Below are 18,099 nucleotides of genomic sequence, written 5' to 3' on the forward strand. Positions count from 1 at the left end.
ATCGGGCGATAGGCATTCCAAAGGCGGAATGTCATCCGGTGCAACCAAGGGGGATATGCGATGCTGGTGGTGGTGTCTCCGGCCAAGCGGCTGGACTGGTCGGAACGCGATGTCGAGATGACAGAGCCGCGCTTTGCAGACGAGGCGGTCAAGCTCGCCAAGACGGCGCGCAATCTGACGCTGGGCGAGCTGAAATCGCTGATGAAGCTGTCCGACGATCTGGCAAAGCTCAACCGCGACCGGTTCCGCGATTTCTCCGAGACGCCCGAGGCCGAGACCCTGCGCCCCGCCGCGCTGGGCTTTGCCGGCGACACCTATCAGGGGCTTGAGGCCGCCTCGCTCGATGCCGAGGAGATGGCCTGGGCGCAGGATCACCTGCGCATCCTGTCGGGGCTCTACGGTGTGCTGCGGCCGCTCGACGGCATCCAGCAATACCGGCTGGAAATGGGCTCGCGGCTGAAGACCCGGCGCGGCGGCTCGCTCTACGATTACTGGGGCGACAAGATCGCCAAGGCGCTGAACGAAGAGGCCGAGGCCGCCGGCACCGATGTGCTGGTGAATTGCGCCAGCCAGGAATATTTCGGCGCGGTGGACGAAAAGGCGCTGAAGCTGCGGGTGATCACTCCGCAATTCATGGAAGACAAGAACGGCACGCCGAAGATCGTCAGCTTCTATGCCAAGCGCGCCCGCGGCGCGATGGCGCGCTTCATCGTGCAGCGCCGGCTGACCAACCCCGATGCGCTGCGCGATTTCGACACCGGCGGTTATGCCTGGTCGGAGGCGCTCTCCACCCCCGACAAGCCGGTGTTTGTCCGCGCCGCCGACGCCTGATCGGCCAGAGCGCCCCATTTCTCCACCAGCCGCGCCAGCTCTGCCTTGCGCAGCGGTTTGCTGAGGTAATCGTCGAGCCCCGCCGCGAGGATCGCCTCGCGGTCGCTTTCCATGGCATGCGCGGTCACCGCGATGATCGGGACGCGGGCACCCTCGGGTTCCAGCGCGCGGATCTCGCGCGTGGCCTCCTTGCCGTCCATCCGGGGCATGGAGATATCCATGAAGATCAGATCCGGGCGCCGCTTGCGATAGGCCTGCACCACCTCGAAGCCGTTCGCAGCGATGCGCAGGCTGAGCGGCGTGGCGAGCCGTGCCGCCATCTTGCGAAAGACCAGCTGATTGGTGCGGTTGTCCTCGGCCAGCAGCACATCGAGCGTGCGCCCCGGCGGCGCATCCGCAGGCGCGGTGTCGGGCGGCGGTTGCGGCGCGATGTCGGACGGCGGGGGCGGCCCCTGCACCGGGGCGGCCCCGGCCTCCGGCATGGTCACGGTTTCCAGCGCGGCAAAGAGGTTGCGGCGCGGGGCCGGTTTCGGCAGGACCATATGCACATGGCGCAGGGTTTCGCGGCCACCGGGTGGCTGCGGCTCGGCGGAGAGGAGGATCACCGGCTGGCCCGCGCGCAGCCGTGTCAGCGCCCGGGCCAGATCGCCGCCCGTCATGTCGGGCAGCTCCTGCTCGGCGATCACCAGATCCGGCGGCGCGGCCATGCGGTCGAGCGCCTCGTTGCCGGTCTTGCAGTGATCGACCGCGAGGCCCAGCCGTTCGAGCTGCTGCGTCAGGATCGCGCGGTTCAGCGCGTGATCGTCCACCAGCAGCACGCGCTTCAGCCCCTCGGGCAGCGCCACCGCCTCGGGCTGTACCGGATCTTCGGCCCGGAGCGCGACGCGGAAGCCGAAGCACGAGCCCTGGCCCGGCTCTGAGTCCAGCCAGACCTCGCCGCCCATCAGCCCGACCAGCCGGCGGGTGATGGCGAGCCCCAGCCCGGTGCCCTCGAACTGGCGGTTGCGGTCATCCTCGGCCTGGTTGAACTCGCCGAAGACATGGTCGCGCTTGTCCTCGGGGATACCGACGCCGGTGTCCTCGACGGTGACATGCACGGCGGCGATGCCGTCGTCGCCGGTGGAGCCGGTCACCCGGACGAGCACATGCCCCTCGACGGTGAATTTCACCGCGTTGCCCACCAGATTGGTGAGGATCTGCCGCATGCGCCCTGGGTCGCCGACAAAATGGGTGGGCAGGAAGAGGTCGTAATCGACCAGCAGGTCGAGCCCCTTTTCGCGCGCCGCCGGCTGCAACAGCAGCATCACCTCATGCACCGCGCGTTCGAGATCGAAGGGTTCGGGCTTCAGCTCCAGCTTTTCCGCCTCGATCTTGGAATAGTCGAGAATGTCGTTGATGATCACCAGCAGCGCCTCGCCCGAGCTGCGGATCGTGTCGACATAAAGCTTCTGCTCTTCGCTGAGCTCGGACTCGCGCAGCAGATCCGCCATGCCGACCACCCCGTTCATCGGTGTGCGGATCTCGTGGCTCATATTGGCGAGGAAGGAGGATTTGGCGCGGTTCGCCGCCTCGGCGCGCTGCATCGCCTCCTGCAATTCGTGCTGGGTCTGCTTGATGTCGGAAATGTCGATGCGCAGCCCGACCCGGCCGCCATCCGAGAGCGGGCGTTCGTAAATGCGCAGCCAGCGCCCGTCGGCGAGCTGCTGCTCCAGTTCCTGCACCGCATCGCGATGCGCCGCAAGCCGCTCTTCGATCCACTCCTCCTCGCGCCCCACGGCCTCTGCATATTGGCCATGATCGAGCCCGTAGCGCAGGATATCCTCAAAACTGGCGCCGGGCTGGATGGCCGGGGCGCTCTTGTCGTAGATCCGGCGATAGGGGTCGTTGCACATCAGCAGCCGGTCCTCGGGGTCGTAGATCACGAACCCGTCGGGCAGCTCCTCGATGGCGGACCACATGCGCATCAGCTCGGTGATGTCGACGCCGAGCGAGACGATTCCGCCATCCGGCATGTGTCGTTCCTGGATCTTGATGAACTGCCCGGACCAGAGCCGGATCGTCTCCGACGGGATCGGATCCTGATCCCAGCGCGCGAGCATGCGGTCGCGCCAGGCGCGGCTGTGCTCGCCCTGAAGGTCGACGATCCCCTCCTCCACCATCATTTCCAGCACATGGCGATAGCTGGCGCCGGGGCCGATCGTGTCGAGCCCCTCGAACGGGGCGAGATAGGCGGGGTTGGCAAGCTCCATCATGCGGTCGGCGCTGAACATGGCAAAGCCGTCGCGCATGGTCTGGAGCGCCTTCCAAAGCTGACCCTCGACCAGCTCGATCTTTTCATGCGCCTGGCCGAGCTGCGATTTCACCAGCCGGTTCTCGGTGCGCACCTCGGTCATCTGCGCGCGGGTCTCGTGAATCTCGTGGCTGAGCGCGCGGGCGTGCTTGTCGAGCTTGCGATTGGCGGCAAAGAGCTCCGCCTGCTTGAGTTCAAGCAGGCGTTCCGCCGCCAGCCGCGCGCGGCGCTCCTCGGCCAGCCGTGCCGTGAGACTCATGCCCTCGTCGCCTCCTTGATCGGCGGCAGAATGGGCTGCGCTTGGTGAAGATCGCCTTAAGGCCGCACCGGGGAATCGTTGCCTTCCGGGATCACGGGGGGCACGATAAGATCGTTGTTCAGGAGGAGTTTGCAGGATGCGCCGTTTTCTGATGGCTCTGCTGGCCGGGCTTTGCACCGCCGGCGCCAGCCTCGCCCAGGATGCGATGCCAGAGCGCCGGCTCGTGGTCAGCCGCGACATGGATTTCTACGGCTCCGACCTCCAGGCGCTCTATGACAGCTCGCTTGAGGCCTGCCAAAATCTCTGCCTCAACGACCGGGATTGTGGTGCCTTCACCTACAACACCGCTGCAAGCGTCTGTTTTCCGAAATCGGGCATCACCGAGCGGCGACCCTTCGACGGCGCGGTTTCGGCACAGGTGGTTGCCGCCGATCCCGGGGTGGTCGCGCAGGCGCAGGCGCGGCGGGCCGATCTGGCGTTTCTGGGCGAGGGTGATCTCGACGAGGCCCACGCCGAGGCGGCGGCGCTGGGGATGCGCCATGCAGGCGGCAAGTGGTCGGTGCAGGCGCTGCTGGATGCGGCGCGCGATGCCGAGGCGCAGGGCAACCTCTCCGCCGCGCTGAACTGGACCGGCGCGGCGCTGGCGCAGAGCGATGCCGCCGACCTCTGGCTCGATTACGGGCGGCTGGCGCTGGCCCAGGCCACGGCGCGCAACAGCAACAACCGCTCGGCGCTCACCCGCCGCGCCGCGCTGGCGGCGATCAATGGCTATCTGCGCGCAGGCCCGGCGCCGCAGCGCGCCACGGCGATGCTGCAACTTTCCGAAGCGCTGGAAGAGGCCGGGCGCGGCAGGCTGATGATCCCGGCACTGCGGCTGGCACAAAGCTTTGGTCCGCGCGACGATATCGACCGGGCGCTCGACCGGGCCATCGCGCAATACGGCTTCCGCATCGTCGAGCATACGGTCGAGGCCGACAGCGCCGCGCCACGTATCTGTGCCGAGTTCTCCGAGCCGCTGATCCGCGCCGGGCAGGACTACACGCAATATGTCCGGCTGCCCGATCCGAAACTCGCGGTCACTTCGGATGATCGCCGCGTCTGCGTCACCGGGGTGGCGCATGGCGAGCGCTATGCGCTGACCTTCCGCGCCGGGCTGCCCTCGGCGGAGGGCGAGGCGCTGCTGCGCGATGTGCCGATCAGCGCCTATGTGCGCGACCGCTCGCCGAGCGTCAGCTTTCCGGGCCGCGCCTATGTACTGCCGAAAAGCGCCGATGCCGGGCTGCCGGTCGAGACGGTGAACCTCTCGGAGCTGGACCTGACGCTGCGCCGGGTCTCCGACCGCAACCTGATCCGCGCCATTCAGGACAGCTATTTCGGACGGCCCCTGTCGCGCTGGCAGGAGCAGCGCTTTGCCGAGGAGCTGGCCGAGGAAATCTGGACCGGCAAAGGCGAGGTGGAGAACCGGCTGAACGCCGATATCACCACGCGGCTGCCGATGGGCGAGGTGGTGGGCGATCTGCCGGCGGGGATCTATGCGCTGAGCGCCTCGGTGCCCGGTGCCGAGCGCGACGACACCTCCGGTGCGACGCAGTGGTTCGTGCTCTCCGATATCGGGCTGACCACGCTGGCCGGCAGCGACGGGCTGACGGTCTTTGCCCGCGCGCTTTCCGATGCCGCGCCGCTGGAGGGGCTGGAGGTCACGCTGCTGTCGCGCGCCAACCGCCCGCTGGGCACGGTCATCACCGACTCGCAGGGCGTGGCGCAGTTCCCCGCCGGGCTCACGCGCGGCACCGGTGGCGCCGCGCCGGCGCTGGTCACCGCCGCGCGCGGCGAAGAGGATATCGCCTTTCTCTCGCTCACCGATCCGGCCTTCGACCTTTCCGACCGGGGCGTCGAGGGGCGCGAGCCGGGCGGGCCGCTCGATGCCTTCCTGACCACCGACCGGGGCGCCTATCGCGCCGGTGAGACGATCCACGCCACCGCGCTGCTGCGCGACCGGCAGGTACAGGCGGTGGGCGATGTGCCGCTGACTGCCGTGCTGACCCGCCCGGACGGGGTGGAACATACGCGGCGTGTGTCCGCGGATGGGGTCGATGGCGGCCATGTTTTCACCCTGCCGCTGGCGCCCTCGGTGCCGCGCGGCACCTGGCGGCTGGCGCTTTTCGCCGATCCGGAGGCGCCGGCGCTGGTCAGCCAGACGTTGCTGGTCGAGGATTTCGTGCCCGAGCGCATCGACGTCGAGCTTGCGCTGCCCGACGCCCCGATCCGCCGCGATGCCCCGCCGATGCTGGATGTCGAGGCGCGCTATCTCTTCGGTGCGCCGGGCGCAGATCTGCCCATCGAGGGCGAGCTGACGCTGTCGCCGAAAACCACGCTCGACGCGCTGCCGGGCTATCGCTTCGGACGCCATGACGAGGGCGCCAACCCGCAGACCCGCAGCTTCCCGGCCGATCTGCGCACCGACGCGCAGGGCCTTGCGCAGCTCGCCCTGCCATTGCCAGACGCCGCGACCGGCCAGCCGCAGGAGGCGCGCTTGACCCTGCGCGTTGCCGAGGGCTCGGGCCGCCCGGTGGAGCGCACGATCACGCGGCCCATGGCGCCCGCCGGGCCGATGATCGGCATCCGCCCGGAATTTGACGGCATGCTGCCGGAGGGGGGCGAGGCAAGCTTTCTGCTGCAAGCGGTGGGGCCGGATCTGACGCCGGTGCCGATGGAGGTGGAATGGCGGATCAACCGTGTGACCACGCGCTACCAGTGGTATCAGCTCTACGGCAACTGGAACTGGGAGCCGGTGACCACGCGGACCACCGTGACCAGCGGCAGCGCCACGCTGGGCGCAGAGCCGCTGCGCGTGGCCGCCGGTCTCGACTGGGGTGAATACGAGCTGGTGGTGGAGCGTACGGGCGGCGGTTATGTCGGCTCTTCGGTCGGGTTCAGCGCCGGCTGGTATGCTGCCGCCGGGGCGCTCGACACGCCCGACACGCTGGAGCTGTCGCTCGACAAGCCGGCCTATGCGCCGGGCGATACCGCGCATCTGCGCATCGTGCCGCGCTATGCGGGCAAGGCGCTGGTGACGGTGCTGGCCGACCGGGTGATCGCCATGCGGGCGGTCGAGGTCGCCGAGGGCGAGAGCGTGATCGACCTGCCGGTGACAGAGGAATGGGGCGCCGGCGCCTATGTCACGGCGCAGGTGGTCCGGCCCATGGATGTGGCCGCCGGGCAGAACCCGGCGCGCAGCCTCGGGCTCGCGCATGCGGGCATCGACCCGGGGGCGCGGCAGCTCGATGTGAGCTTTGACGCGCCGGAGGAAAGCGCCCCGCGCGGGCCGCTGACCGCCGCCGTCACGGTGGAGGGCGTGGCCGAGGGCGAGACCGCCCATGTCACCGTGGCCGCCGTCGATCTGGGCATTCTTAACCTGACCGGCTTCGACAGCCCCGACCCCTCGGCGCATTATTTCGGCCAGCGCCGGCTGGGGGTGGAGATCCGCGATATCTATGGCCGGCTCATCGACGGTATGAACGGCGCCATGGGCACGATCCGCTCCGGCGGCGATGCGGGGGCCTCGCTGCGGATGCAATCGCCGCCGCCGACAGAGGAGCTGGTGGCGCTGTTCTCCGGCCCGGTGACGGTGGGCCCGGACGGGCGTGCCGAGGTCAGTTTCGACATGCCCGATTTCAATGGCACCGTGCGGCTCATGGCGGTGGCCTGGAGCGACACGGCGGTGGGGCAGGCGGAGCAAGACGTTCTGGTGCGCGACCCGGTGGTGATGACCGCCTCGCTGCCGCGCTTTCTGGCGCCCGGCGACAGTACGCGGATGCTGCTGGAGATCACCCATGCAACCAGCGCCACCGGCGAGATGGGGCTGGAGATCGGTGCGACAGGGCTGACGCTGGATGCCGGCGCCGTGCCGGCCTCGGTGACGCTGGGCGAGGGCGAGACGCAGCGGCTGAGCGTGCCGATAACCGCCGGCAATCCCGGCGATCATGCGTTGACGCTGGCACTGACCACGCCCGACGGCAAGCGCCTCACCAAGAGGCTGACACTGGGCATCCGGGCCAACGATCCCTCCGTAGGGCGCACGCGGCGTATCCTGCTCGATCCGGGCCAGAGCTTTACCCTCGATGGCGGCGCCCTGACCGGTCTGCGCCGCGACGGTGCCGAGGTGATCGTCTCCGCCGGCCCGCTGGCGCGGTTCGATGCGCCGGGGCTGCTCGCCTCGCTCGACCGTTACCCCTACGGTTGCACAGAACAGGTGACCTCGCAGGCGCTGCCGCTGCTCTATATGAGCGCGGTGACCGAGCCGCTGGGGCTCGGCGGCAAGGCGCAGATCGACAGGCGCGTCAGTCAGGCGATCACCAAGCTGCTGACCCGGCAGGCGGCGAACGGGGCGTTCGGGCTCTGGCAGGCGGGCTCGGGGGATTTCTGGCTCGATGCCTATGTCAGCGACTTTCTCACCCGTGCCCGGGCCGAGGGGCAGGAGGTGCCGGAGACCGCGCTGAACGCCGCGCTCGACAATCTCCGCAACCGCATCGCCTATGCGCCGGATTTCGAAGAGGGCGGCGAGGATATCGCCTATGCGCTGATGGTGCTGGCGCGCGAGGGGCAGGCGGCCATCGGCGATCTGCGCTACTACGCCGATCAGCGCGCCGATGCCTTCGCCACGCCGCTGGCGCAGGCGCAGCTCGGGGCTGCGCTGGCCAGCTATGGCGACCAGACGCGCGCCGACCGGATGTTTGCCAAGGCCGCCGCGCGGTTCGCCGGGCAGGGCAATGAGGGCCAGCTCTGGCGCGCCGATTACGGCTCGGCTCTGCGCGACGCGGCGGGGGTGCTGTCGCTGGCGGCGACGGCGCGCAGCGCGGCGGTGGATCGCGAGGCGCTGGTCACCCGCATCGCCGCCACGCAACGCTCGATGTCGACGCAGGAACAGGCCTGGGCACTGCTCGCGGCGCATGCGCTGGTGGACGATCCCACCGCCGCCGGCATCGCGGTGGACGGCACGCCGGTCTCCGGCCCCTTCCTGCGGCGCATCGTGGGCGAGGCGCTCGAACCGATGCAGATCGCCAATACCGGCAGCGGCCCGACCCCGCTCACGCTCACCGCACTGGGTGTGCCCGAGGGCGGCACCGAGGCGGGCGGCTATGGCTATTCCCTATCTCGGGAATATTTCTCTATGGATGGCGCGCCGCTCTCCGGCCCGGTGCAGCAGGGCGACCGGCTGGTGGCGGTGCTGACGATCCGCCCGGCAGAGGACACCAATGCCCGGCTGATGATCGACGATCCGCTGCCCGCCGGGTTCGAGATCGACAATCCCAACCTGATCCGGGCGGGCGATATCCGGGGTCTCGACTGGCTGGAGCCCGCCGAAACGCAGCATGCGGAGTTCCGCAGCGACCGGTTCCTCGCGGCGGTCGACCAGAACGGCAACGCGCCGATCCGGCTGGCCTATATCGTGCGCGCGGTCTCGCCCGGCAGCTTCCACCACCCGGCGGCGCTGGTCGAGGATATGTACCGGCCGGAATACCGCGCCACCACCGCCTCTGGCAGCATGGAGATCGAATGACCGAAACGATTGCGACGATCCGCTGGCGCGCGCTTGACCGCGACGGCGAAGACAAGTGCCGGCTGGCGCATCTCGACGGCGGCTACATGCTGGTGGGCCACGCCCGGTTCCGCGACGGCGCCGGCTGGGCGGCGCTGGACTACGTGGTGCGCATCGGGGCTGACTGGCGCACGCTCAGCGCCGATGTAACCGGCACCCATGGCGGCGGCGATCTGGCGCTGCGGCTGATCAACGACGACGGCGACTGGACGCTGAACGGCGATCCGCAGCCGGATCTCGTGGGCTGCGAGGACGTGGATTTCGCCTTTACCCCCGCCACCAACCTGATGCCGCTGCGCCGGCTGCCGGATGTCGGGCGGCTCACCACCCGGTCCGCCTGGCTGCGCCTGCCGGGGCCGGCGCTGTCGCCGCTCGATCAGAGCTATATTCGCGAGCGCGGCAATCTCGTCGCCTACAGCGCCGAGCAGACCGGCTTTGCGACGCAGCTCGCGGTGGATGCGACCGGCTTCGTGACCACATATCCGGGGCTGTGGGAGGCGGATGTCTAGGCTTCTTGCCCTTGTGCTGCTGCTCTGGTCCGTGGCGCTCGCGCGGGACGCCACAGATAACTGGATCGCGCGCACCGAGATCCCGGTGCTGATCCATGCCACCGCGTCCGAGGTGCGCGACCGCGACGGCCATTTGCTGCGCGCCTACACGGTGGAGGACGGGCTCTGGCGCATGGCGCTGTCGCTGGATCAGGTCGATCCGCTGTTTCTCGACATGCTGGTTGCCTATGAGGACAAGCGGTTCTTTGACCATGCCGGCGTCGATACCATCGCCACGGCGCGCGCTGCCTGGCAGGGGCTGCGCGCCGGGCGGATCGTGTCGGGCGCCTCGACCCTGACCATGCAGGTGGCGCGGCTGCTGGAGGACGGCAGCACCGGCGCGTGGCGCGGCAAGCTGCGGCAGGTCCGGCTGGCGCTGGCGCTGGAGCGGCGGCTGTCGAAAGCGCAGATCCTTCAGCTTTATCTGGAGCTTGCGTCCTATGGCGGCAATGTCGAAGGGCTGCGCGCCGCGTCTCTGGCCTGGCTCGGCAAGGAGCCGGCGCGGCTCATCCCCGCCGAGGCGGCGCTGCTTGTGGCATTGCCGCAGGCGCCGGAATCGCGACGCCCGGACCGGCATCCGGAGGCCGCGCGGGCGGCGCGCGACCGGGTGCTGGCGCGCATGGCGGGCGCCGGGGTGATCGACGCCGAGACCGCGCGCGTCTCGCTGCGCGACCCGGCGCCGCAGGGCCGCCGCGCCTTTCCGCTGCTCGCGCCGCATCTGGCCGACAGGGCGGTGGCGCAGGGGCCGGGGCGGCACGATCTGACGCTCGACCGGGGGCTGCAACGCCGTCTGGAGGCGCTGGCACGCACCTATATGGCCGGGCGCGACGGGCGGCTCTCCATGGCGCTGATCGTCGCCGATCACCAGAGCGGTGAGGTGTTGGCCAGCATCGGCTCGCCCGACTATTCCGCCGGTGAGGGGCAGGGCTTTGTCGACATGACGCAAGCTTTGCGCTCGCCGGGCTCGACGCTGAAGCCGCTGGTCTACGGGCTGGCCTTCGACCGCGGGCTGGCGCATCCCGAGACGCTGATCTCAGATACGCCGGTGCAGTTCGGCAGCTATGCGCCGCAGAATTTCGACGGGCGCTTCCGGGGTGAGCTGCGGGTGTCGCGAGCGCTGCAACTCTCGCTCAACATCCCCGTGGTGCGGCTGACCGAGGCGATGGGGTCGGCGCATCTGATGGCGGCGCTGGAGACGGCGGGTCTGCATCCGGAACTGCCCAAAGGCGGCGCGCCCGGGCTGGCGGTGAGCCTCGGCGGCGTGGGGCTGTCGCTCTGGGACATGGTGACGCTTTACGCGGGGCTGGCCAATGGCGGCGAGGTGCGGGCGCTGCGCTGGCGGGCGGAGGAGAGCGAGGCCGAGGGCGCGCGGCTGATGAGCCCGCGCGCCGCCTGGCAGGTGGGGCATATCCTCGCTGGGCTGGCGCCGCCGCCGCAGGCTGGCCCGCGTGGCCGCGTGGCCTACAAGACCGGCACCTCCTACGGGCATCGCGACGCCTGGGCGCTGGGGTTTGACGGGCGCTATGTGGCAGGGGTCTGGATCGGGCGGCCCGATGGCACACCGGTGCCGGGGGCGTTCGGCGGCGATCTCGCGGCGCCGCTGCTCTTCGAGGCGCTGGGGCGTGCCCGGGCCGAGCCGGTGCCGTTGCCCGCGCCGCCGCCGGACACGCTGCTGGTGGGCAATGCCGCGCTGCCGCCGCATCTGCAACGCTTCGGCGATGTCGGGGCGAAGCGGCCCGGGCTGCGCCTGACCTTTCCGCCCGAGGGCGCGAGGCTCGCCGCCGATCCGCGCGGCGTGCCGGTGAAGCTGCGCGGTGGGGTGCCGCCTTATACGCTGCTCGCCGATGGTGAGGTGGTCGCCACCCGTCTGCGCGGCGAGGCACTGCTGGCGCCGGTCTCGGGGCCGGGCTTCACGACGCTGTCGGTGATCGACGCGGCCGGGCAGGCGGGGCGGGTGTCGATCGAGTTGCGATAGGGTCAGGCGCGGCGCGCCGGGGCGCCGCTCGCCGCCCTGCCCGGATCCGCGATGTGCCTCACATCCGTTCAATCGCCAGCGCAATGCCCTGGCCGCCGCCGATGCACATGGTGATCAGCGCCTTCGTTCCGCCGGTCCGCTCCAGTTCGTACATCGCCTTGACGGTCAGGATCGCGCCGGTCGCGCCCACCGGGTGGCCGAGCGCGATGGCGCCGCCATTGGGGTTCACCTTGGCCGGGTCGAGCCCCAGTCCGGCATTCACCGCCAGCGCCTGCGCCGCAAAGGCCTCGTTCGACTCGATCACGTCGAAATCCGCAACCGAGAGCCCGGTGCGTTCCATCAAGGTCTTCACCGCCGGGATCGGGCCGATGCCCATCACCTCGGGGCGCACCCCGGAATGGGCATAGCCGAGAATGCGGGCGCGGGGTGTGAGCCCGGCGGTCTCCGCCGCCTCGGCGCGCGCCAGCACCAGCGCGGCGCCGCCGTCATTGATGCCGCTGGCATTGCCCGCCGTCACGGTGCCGTCCTTCTGGAAGGCCGGGCGCAGCCCCGCCAGCGCCTCGGGCGTGGTGGCCTTGGGGTGCTCGTCGGTATCGAAAGCCACCGTCTCGCGCCGGGCCTTGACCTCGACCGGCACGATCTGCTCCCTGAAATAGCCCTCGGCGATGGCCCTGGCCGCGCGCGTCTGGCTCTCGGCGGCGAAGGCATCCTGCGCCTCGCGGGAGATGCCGTGCTCTTTCGCAACATTCTCGGCGGTCACCCCCATATGGCCGGTGCCGAAGGGGCAGTTCAGCGTGCCGATCATCATGTCGATGGTACGGATATCGCCCATCTTCTTGCCCCAGCGCTGATCGGGCACGATGAAGGGCGAGCGCGACATGCAGTCGGCGCCGCCGGCCAGCGCGAAATCCGCATCCCCGAGCATCAGCGACTGCGCCGCCGAGACAATGGCCTGCGCGCCCGAGCCGCAGAGCCGGTTGACGTTCATCGCCGGCACCGTATCGGGTGCGCCCGCCTGCATCGCCGCCACGCGGCTGAGATACATGTCGCGCGGCTCGGTGTTGATGATATGGCCAAAGACCACATGGCCGATCTGCCCGCCCTCGACGCCGGCCCGCTCCAGCGCGGCCTTGGCCGCGACGGTGGCCAGCTCGATGGGCGGCGTGCCGGCGAGCGCCCCGCCGAACGTGCCGATGGCGGTGCGCGCGCCGCTCAGAATGACGATCTCGTCGGGCATTGCTATCTCTCCCTTGCCGTATCTCGCGGCACTATGCGGAGCCGTCCGGCTCTTGTCAGCCGCAACGTCCCGTCACATCCGCGCCGGCCTGCGCTCAGTCGAGCGCGCGGGAGGGCGCCTCGTTCAGCATCCGCACCTCGCGCTGGGGGAAGGGAATGCTGATGCCATGCTCCTGGAACGCGTCCCAGAGCGCGAGATAGACATTGCCGCGGATATTGGTGAGCCCGCCGGTGGGATCGCGGATCCAGAAGCGCAGGATGTAATCCACCGAACTGTCGCCGAAACCGACGATATGGCAGACCGGGGGCTTTTCGCTCAGCACACGGGTCACGCTCTGGGCGGCCTCGATGGCAATGCGCCGCACCTTGTGCGGATCGTCGCCATAGGCGGTGCCGAAATAGATGTCGAGCCGGACGAAATCGTTGGAATGCGACCAGTTCACCACCTGGCCGGTGATCAGGTCTTCGTTGGGGATCAGGTATTCCTTGCCGTCCCGCGTGGTGATCGAGACATAGCGCGCCCCCAGCGCGTTGATCCAGCCAAACGTGTCGCCCAGCGAGATCACGTCGCCCGGCTTGATCGACTTGTCGAGCAGGATGATGACGCCGCTCACCAGGTTCGACACGACTTTCTGGAGGCCGAAGCCGAGCCCGACACCGATGGCGCCGGACAGCACCGCGAGCCCGGTCAGGTCGACCCCCACCAGCTTGAGCGCCATGAAGAAGGCCGCGCCGTAGAGCACCACCTGGAGAAACTTGACCGCCAGCACCTGCATCGAAGGGCTGATATTCTCGTTCCGCCGGATGCTGGCGGCGCTGGCGCCGGCAAGGAAGCGCGCCATGGCGATCAGCGCGATCAGCAGCACCACCGCCTGCAAGGACAGCCAGAGCGACAGCCGCGCGCCGCCGAGGTCGATGGCAACGCTGTCGAGCAGCGCCTGCACCTCGTCGCCGAGCCCGAGGATCGAGATCGTGACCCAGGCCCAGGCACCGTAACGCAGCAATGTGCGCAGCGCCGGATTGCGGATCAGCCGGGTGGCCAGCGCGATGCCCAGCCAGGCGCTCGCGAGCTGCGCGACGATGGTCAGCAGATAGGAGCGCGACGGCCAGGTGACCTGTTGCATCACCCCGATCACATGCCAGATCAGGATGACGAAAAAGATCATCCTGAGCCGCCGTTGCAGCACGATCAGGATGCGCATGCGCCAGGTCGGCCAGCCCTCGCGGCGGCGCATCCAGTCACGCATCATGGGCGCCAGGTAATGCGCCAGCACCTGCGCGATCAGGAACACGATCAGCGCGATGCCGATCTGGTAGAAATTCCATGGCCTGAGGAAGCTGGTCAGAAAGCCTTCGGCCTGCGCGAGCAGCGCCAGGGCGGTGGCCTGAAGCGACTCGAACGGCGCCTGTCCGGAGCCCGTTGCCTCGTTGGGGTTCATTGCTCGCTGCCCTTGCTCATCTTAGACAGAGTTGCATCGGCGCGGGCGCGGGACAAGAGCCTTGCGCCGCCGGCCTCTTGATCGGAGCGGGCAGAATCTGTATCTCGCTCGCATGACTCCGGTTTTCGACCTCGGCGACCGCGCGCGACTGCGTGAACGGTTCTACGGCGCCACCTTCTCGGTGCTCGCCCGGCTATAAGCCTGTCCAAGCCCGCCCCGGCGCGGGACAGATGACCTGCGCCCAGCCCCAAGCCAATACCATTCCGGAGAGGAACCCATGTCCGGCAAGACACTCTACGACAAGATCTGGGACGCCCATGTCGTCCAGCAGGACGATGACGGCACCTGCCTTCTCTATATCGACCGGCACCTCGTGCATGAGGTGACCAGCCCGCAGGCCTTCGAGGGCCTGCGCATGGCGGGCCGCAAGGTGCGCGCGCCGCAGCGCACCATCGCCGTGCCCGACCACAACGTCTCGACCACGCCCGGCCGCAACGAGGGCGTCGAGAAGAACGAGGAAAGCCGCATCCAGCTCGCGGCGCTCGACAAGAACGCCAAGGATTTCGAACTGGTCTATTACCCGGTCGACGATATCCGTCAGGGCATCGTGCACATCATCGGCCCGGAACAGGGCTGGACCCTGCCCGGCATGACCGTGGTCTGCGGCGACAGCCACACCGCGACCCATGGTGCCTTCGGTGCGCTGGCGCATGGGATCGGCACCTCCGAGGTCGAGCATGTGCTCGCCACGCAGACGCTGATCCAGTCGAAATCCAAGAACATGAAGGTCGAGATCACCGGCAAGCTGGCACCGGGCGTGACCGGCAAGGACGTGACCCTCGCGGTCATCGCCCATACCGGCACCGGCGGCGGCACCGGCCATGTCATCGAGTATTGCGGCGAGGCGATCCGCTCGCTGTCGATGGAAGGCCGGATGACCGTCTGCAACATGGCCATCGAGGGCGGCGCCCGCGCCGGCCTGATCGCGCCGGACGAGACCACCTTCGAATACGTCAAGGGCCGCCCGCATTCGCCCAAGGGGGCGCAGTTCGAGGCCGCGCTCGCCTGGTGGAAGACGCTCTATTCCGACGATGACGCGCATTGGGACAAGGTTGTCACCATCCGCGGCGAGGACATCGCGCCGCTGGTCACCTGGGGCACCTCGCCCGAGGATGTGCTGCCGATCACCGGCACCGTGCCCGCGCCCGAGGATTTCACCGGCGGCAAGGTCGAGGCGGTCAAGCGCTCGCTGCAATATATGGGTCTCGAGGCCGGCACGCCGCTTACCGAGATCGAGATCGACACGGTGTTCATCGGCTCCTGCACCAACGGGCGGATCGAGGATCTGCGCGCCGCGGCCGAAGTGCTGAAGGGCCGCAAGATCAAGGAGGGCATCCGCGCCATGGTGGTGCCGGGCTCCGGCCTCGTGCGCGCCCAGGCGGAGGAAGAGGGGATCGCGCAGATCTTCATAGACGCCGGGTTCGAATGGCGCATGGCGGGCTGCTCCATGTGCCTGGCCATGAACCCCGACCAGCTCGCCCCGGGCGAGCGCTGCGCGGCCACCTCGAACCGCAATTTCGAGGGCCGGCAGGGCAAGGGCGGTCGCACGCATCTGGTCTCGCCGGCGATGGCGGCGGCGGCGGCGGTCACCGGCCACCTGACCGACGTGCGCGAACTGATGCAAGAGCCGGTCTCGGCCTGAGGAGAACCCAATGGAAAAGTTCGAAAAGCTGACCGGGATCGCGGCGCCCATGCCGCTGGTGAATATCGACACCGACATGATCATCCCCAAGCAGTTCCTGAAGACGATCAAACGTTCGGGTCTCGGGGTGCACGCCTTTGACGAGATGCGCTATCTCGACGACGGCTCGGAAAATCCCGATTTCGTGCTGAACAAGCCGCAATACCGCGAGGCGCAGGTGCTGGTCGCCGGCGACAATTTCGGCTGCGGCTCATCGCGTGAGCACGCGCCCTGGGCGCTGGCGGATTTCGGCATCAAGGTGGTCATCTCGACCTCCTTCGCCGACATCTTCTACAACAACTGCTTCAAGAACGGCATGCTGCCCATCGTCATGCCGCAGGAGGCGGTGGACGTGCTGATGAAGGACGCCGAAAAGGGCTCCAATGCGCGGATGACGGTAGATCTGGAAAACCAGGTGGTGACCACCTCGGATGGCGAGGCATTCGCTTTCGAGATCGACCCGTTCCGCAAGCATTGCCTGCTCGAAGGGCTCGACGATGTCGGTCTGACCATGGAAAAGGTCGGCGCCATCGACAGCTACGAGAGTGCCGTGGGGCAGAGCCGCCCCTGGGTGTGATGCCAGACGACACGCGCCGCCGGGGGATCTCCCGGCGATGCGTAACGGAAAGGCGGGGACTGCGGTCTCCGCCTTTTCTCTTTTCTGGGGTGTTGCGCCGGCTTTGCCGTCCGGCCTGCCTCCGGCGGGGATGTTTTGAGCCAATGGAAACCTCATGTGCTTCCATTGGCCCGAAATATCCCGGGGGAGTCGCGGCTTGCCGCGACGGGGGCAGCGCCCCCGCCCGGTCGGATCGCGCAGGCGATCCGATCCGCTCAGACGGTTTGCGACAGATCCATCTCGGGGATGTCGCCGGAGATCACCAGCTTTGCCTCGGTGGCGGCGACCACCTCCTCGACGCTGACGCCGGGCCGGTTTCCAGCAGGTGCAGCCCGTCGTCGCGCGGCTCCAGCACTGCGAGCTCGGTGACGATCAGGCTCACCCGACGTTGCGATGTCACCGGCAGGTCGCAGGTCTGCACGATCTTCGACTGGCCCTTGGCGGTGTGGATCATCGCCACGATGACCTTTTTCGCGCCGGTCACCAGATCCATCGCGCCGCCCATGCCGGGCACGAACTTGCCGGGGATCATCCAGTTCGCCAGATGGCCCTGCGCGTCCACCTGCAAGCCGCCCAGAACCGTCAGGTCGAGATGGCCACCGCGGATCAGCCCGAAGGAAAACGCCGAATCGATGGTCGAGGCGCCGGGTACGGCGGAGACGAAGCTGCCGCCGGCATCGGTGAGGTGGCGGTCGGTCATGCCCTCGGGCGGGCGGTGGCCCATGCCGACGGCGCCGTTTTCCGCCTGGAAGAACACCCCCATGCTCTCATCGAGATGGTCCGAGACCAGCGTCGGGATGCCGATGCCGAGATTGACCAGCGTCTTGGGGCGGATCTCCATCGCGACGCGGCGGGCGATGACCTCCTTGGGGTCCATCTTGGTAAAGTCGATCAGATCTTTCATCACGCGGCCCTCTTGATCACATGGTCCACAAGCACGCCCGGGGTCTTGACCGAATCCGGCGGGATCACCCCCACCGGTACGATTTCCTCGGGCTCGGCGATCACCACATCGGCGGCGAGCGCCATGATCGGATTGAAGTTCGTCGCGGTCAGCATGTAGGTCAGGTTGCCCACGTAATCGCAGCTGCGCGCCGCGATCAGCGCGAAATCCGCGCGCAGCGGGGTTTCCAGCAGATAGGTCTTGCCCTCGACCTCGATCGTCTGCTTGCCCTCGGCGATCAGCGTGCCGAGTCCGGTGGGGGTGAGTACGCCGCCGAGCCCCATGCCGCCGGCGCGGATGCGCTCGACCAGCGTGCCCTGCGGCACCAGCTCGACCTCGAGCTCGCCGGCGCGCATCTTTTCCTGCACATCCGGGTTCACGCCGATATGGCTGCCGATGAACTTCTTCACGCAGCCTGCCTTGACCAGCGGCCCGACGCCGCAATGCGGGCGGGCGGCGTCGTTCACGATCATGGTCAGGTCTTTCTTGCCGGCATCGGCCAGCGCGCGGACGATGCCGTCCGGCGTGCCGACGCCCATGAAGCCCGACAGCATCACGCGGGCCCCGTCGGGGATCATCTCCACGACATCCTCGAGCGAAATCGCCAAATGCATCTGCCTGT

At 68.6% G+C, this 18,099-nt stretch carries 10 protein-coding genes and 1 pseudogene; 6 read left to right on the top strand and 5 right to left on the bottom strand.

From position 1 onward, the window contains the following. The first annotated feature begins 60 nt into the window (after nt 1–60). The gene (gene yaaA / locus Ga0080574_RS14515; RefSeq protein WP_076700710.1) at nt 61–831 is read left to right on the top strand and encodes a peroxide stress protein YaaA; all 771 of its coding nucleotides are present in this window, start codon (nt 61–63) and stop codon (nt 829–831) included. Here yaaA and Ga0080574_RS14520 read toward each other — a convergent pair. Beyond that, nucleotides 765–3,380, bottom strand: a complete 2,616-nt coding sequence (locus Ga0080574_RS14520; RefSeq protein WP_076700715.1) for a hybrid sensor histidine kinase/response regulator — start codon at nt 3,378–3,380, stop codon at nt 765–767. The two genes, yaaA and Ga0080574_RS14520, sit on opposite strands and share 67 nt — an antisense overlap. A gap of 136 nt (nt 3,381–3,516) precedes the next feature. Here Ga0080574_RS14520 and Ga0080574_RS14525 point away from each other — a divergent pair, with 136 nt between their 5' ends. Genes Ga0080574_RS14525 through pbpC form a run of 3 tightly spaced genes read left to right on the top strand, consistent with a single transcriptional unit; the run spans nt 3,517 to nt 11,502 of the window. Next, nucleotides 3,517–8,940 (top strand): alpha-2-macroglobulin family protein, encoded by a 5,424-nt coding sequence (locus Ga0080574_RS14525; protein ID WP_076700720.1) that lies wholly within the window; start codon nt 3,517–3,519, stop codon nt 8,938–8,940. Continuing rightward, nucleotides 8,937–9,488 (top strand): putative glycolipid-binding domain-containing protein, encoded by a 552-nt coding sequence (locus Ga0080574_RS14530; RefSeq protein ID WP_076700724.1) that lies wholly within the window; start codon nt 8,937–8,939, stop codon nt 9,486–9,488. Before Ga0080574_RS14525 ends, Ga0080574_RS14530 begins: the two co-directional genes overlap by 4 nt. Next, nucleotides 9,481–11,502: a penicillin-binding protein 1C gene (gene pbpC, locus Ga0080574_RS14535; RefSeq protein WP_076700729.1), complete on the top strand. Its 2,022-nt coding sequence runs from the start codon at nt 9,481–9,483 to the stop codon at nt 11,500–11,502. Before Ga0080574_RS14530 ends, pbpC begins: the two co-directional genes overlap by 8 nt. A gap of 58 nt (nt 11,503–11,560) precedes the next feature. Here the strand turns inward: pbpC and Ga0080574_RS14540 are convergent, their stop codons facing one another. After that, complete coding sequence (locus tag Ga0080574_RS14540; RefSeq protein ID WP_076700733.1) at nt 11,561–12,739, bottom strand: acetyl-CoA C-acyltransferase family protein; 1,179 nt, start codon at nt 12,737–12,739, stop codon at nt 11,561–11,563. A gap of 94 nt (nt 12,740–12,833) precedes the next feature. Further along, the gene (locus Ga0080574_RS14545) at nt 12,834–14,177 is read right to left on the bottom strand and encodes a mechanosensitive ion channel family protein (protein WP_076700738.1); all 1,344 of its coding nucleotides are present in this window, start codon (nt 14,175–14,177) and stop codon (nt 12,834–12,836) included. Between the two features lie 277 nt (nt 14,178–14,454). On the opposite strand from Ga0080574_RS14545, the gene leuC reads away from it, so the two are divergent. Both leuC and leuD read left to right on the top strand, forming a co-directional pair. Beyond that, a complete protein-coding gene (leuC, locus tag Ga0080574_RS14550; RefSeq protein ID WP_076700742.1) occupies nt 14,455–15,879 on the top strand; it encodes a 3-isopropylmalate dehydratase large subunit in 1,425 nt (474 codons plus the stop codon). Between the two features lie 10 nt (nt 15,880–15,889). Further along, nucleotides 15,890–16,495: a 3-isopropylmalate dehydratase small subunit gene (gene leuD, locus Ga0080574_RS14555; RefSeq protein WP_076700747.1), complete on the top strand. Its 606-nt coding sequence runs from the start codon at nt 15,890–15,892 to the stop codon at nt 16,493–16,495. Nucleotides 16,496–16,749: 254 nt separating this feature from the next. Here leuD and Ga0080574_RS14560 read toward each other — a convergent pair. Both Ga0080574_RS14560 and Ga0080574_RS14565 read right to left on the bottom strand, forming a co-directional pair. Beyond that, nucleotides 16,750–17,411: pseudogene (locus Ga0080574_RS14560) on the bottom strand (3-oxoacid CoA-transferase subunit B). Nucleotides 17,412–17,437: 26 nt separating this feature from the next. Beyond that, nucleotides 17,438–18,091: a CoA transferase subunit A gene (locus tag Ga0080574_RS14565; RefSeq protein ID WP_076700752.1), complete on the bottom strand. Its 654-nt coding sequence runs from the start codon at nt 18,089–18,091 to the stop codon at nt 17,438–17,440. Nucleotides 18,092–18,099: the final 8 nt, after the last annotated feature.

The sequence above is a fragment of the Salipiger abyssi genome, from assembly GCF_001975705.1.
Classification (GTDB): Bacteria; Pseudomonadota; Alphaproteobacteria; order Rhodobacterales; family Rhodobacteraceae; genus Salipiger; species Salipiger abyssi.

Bases quoted from the DNA above. Each gene is read 5' to 3' on its own strand.
- yaaA (WP_076700710.1), top strand. From the start codon at position 61: ATGCTGGTGGTGGTGTCTCCGGCCAAGCGGCTGGACTGGTCGGAACGC.
- Ga0080574_RS14520 (WP_076700715.1), bottom strand. From the start codon at position 3,380: ATGAGTCTCACGGCACGGCTGGCCGAGGAGCGCCGCGCGCGGCTGGCG.
- Ga0080574_RS14545 (WP_076700738.1), bottom strand. From the start codon at position 14,177: ATGAACCCCAACGAGGCAACGGGCTCCGGACAGGCGCCGTTCGAGTCG.
- Ga0080574_RS14540 (WP_076700733.1), bottom strand. From the start codon at position 12,739: ATGCCCGACGAGATCGTCATTCTGAGCGGCGCGCGCACCGCCATCGGC.
- Ga0080574_RS14530 (WP_076700724.1), top strand. From the start codon at position 8,937: ATGACCGAAACGATTGCGACGATCCGCTGGCGCGCGCTTGACCGCGAC.
- pbpC (WP_076700729.1), top strand. From the start codon at position 9,481: ATGTCTAGGCTTCTTGCCCTTGTGCTGCTGCTCTGGTCCGTGGCGCTC.
- Ga0080574_RS14565 (WP_076700752.1), bottom strand. From the start codon at position 18,091: ATGCATTTGGCGATTTCGCTCGAGGATGTCGTGGAGATGATCCCCGAC.
- Ga0080574_RS14525 (WP_076700720.1), top strand. From the start codon at position 3,517: ATGCGCCGTTTTCTGATGGCTCTGCTGGCCGGGCTTTGCACCGCCGGC.
- leuD (WP_076700747.1), top strand. From the start codon at position 15,890: ATGGAAAAGTTCGAAAAGCTGACCGGGATCGCGGCGCCCATGCCGCTG.
- leuC (WP_076700742.1), top strand. From the start codon at position 14,455: ATGTCCGGCAAGACACTCTACGACAAGATCTGGGACGCCCATGTCGTC.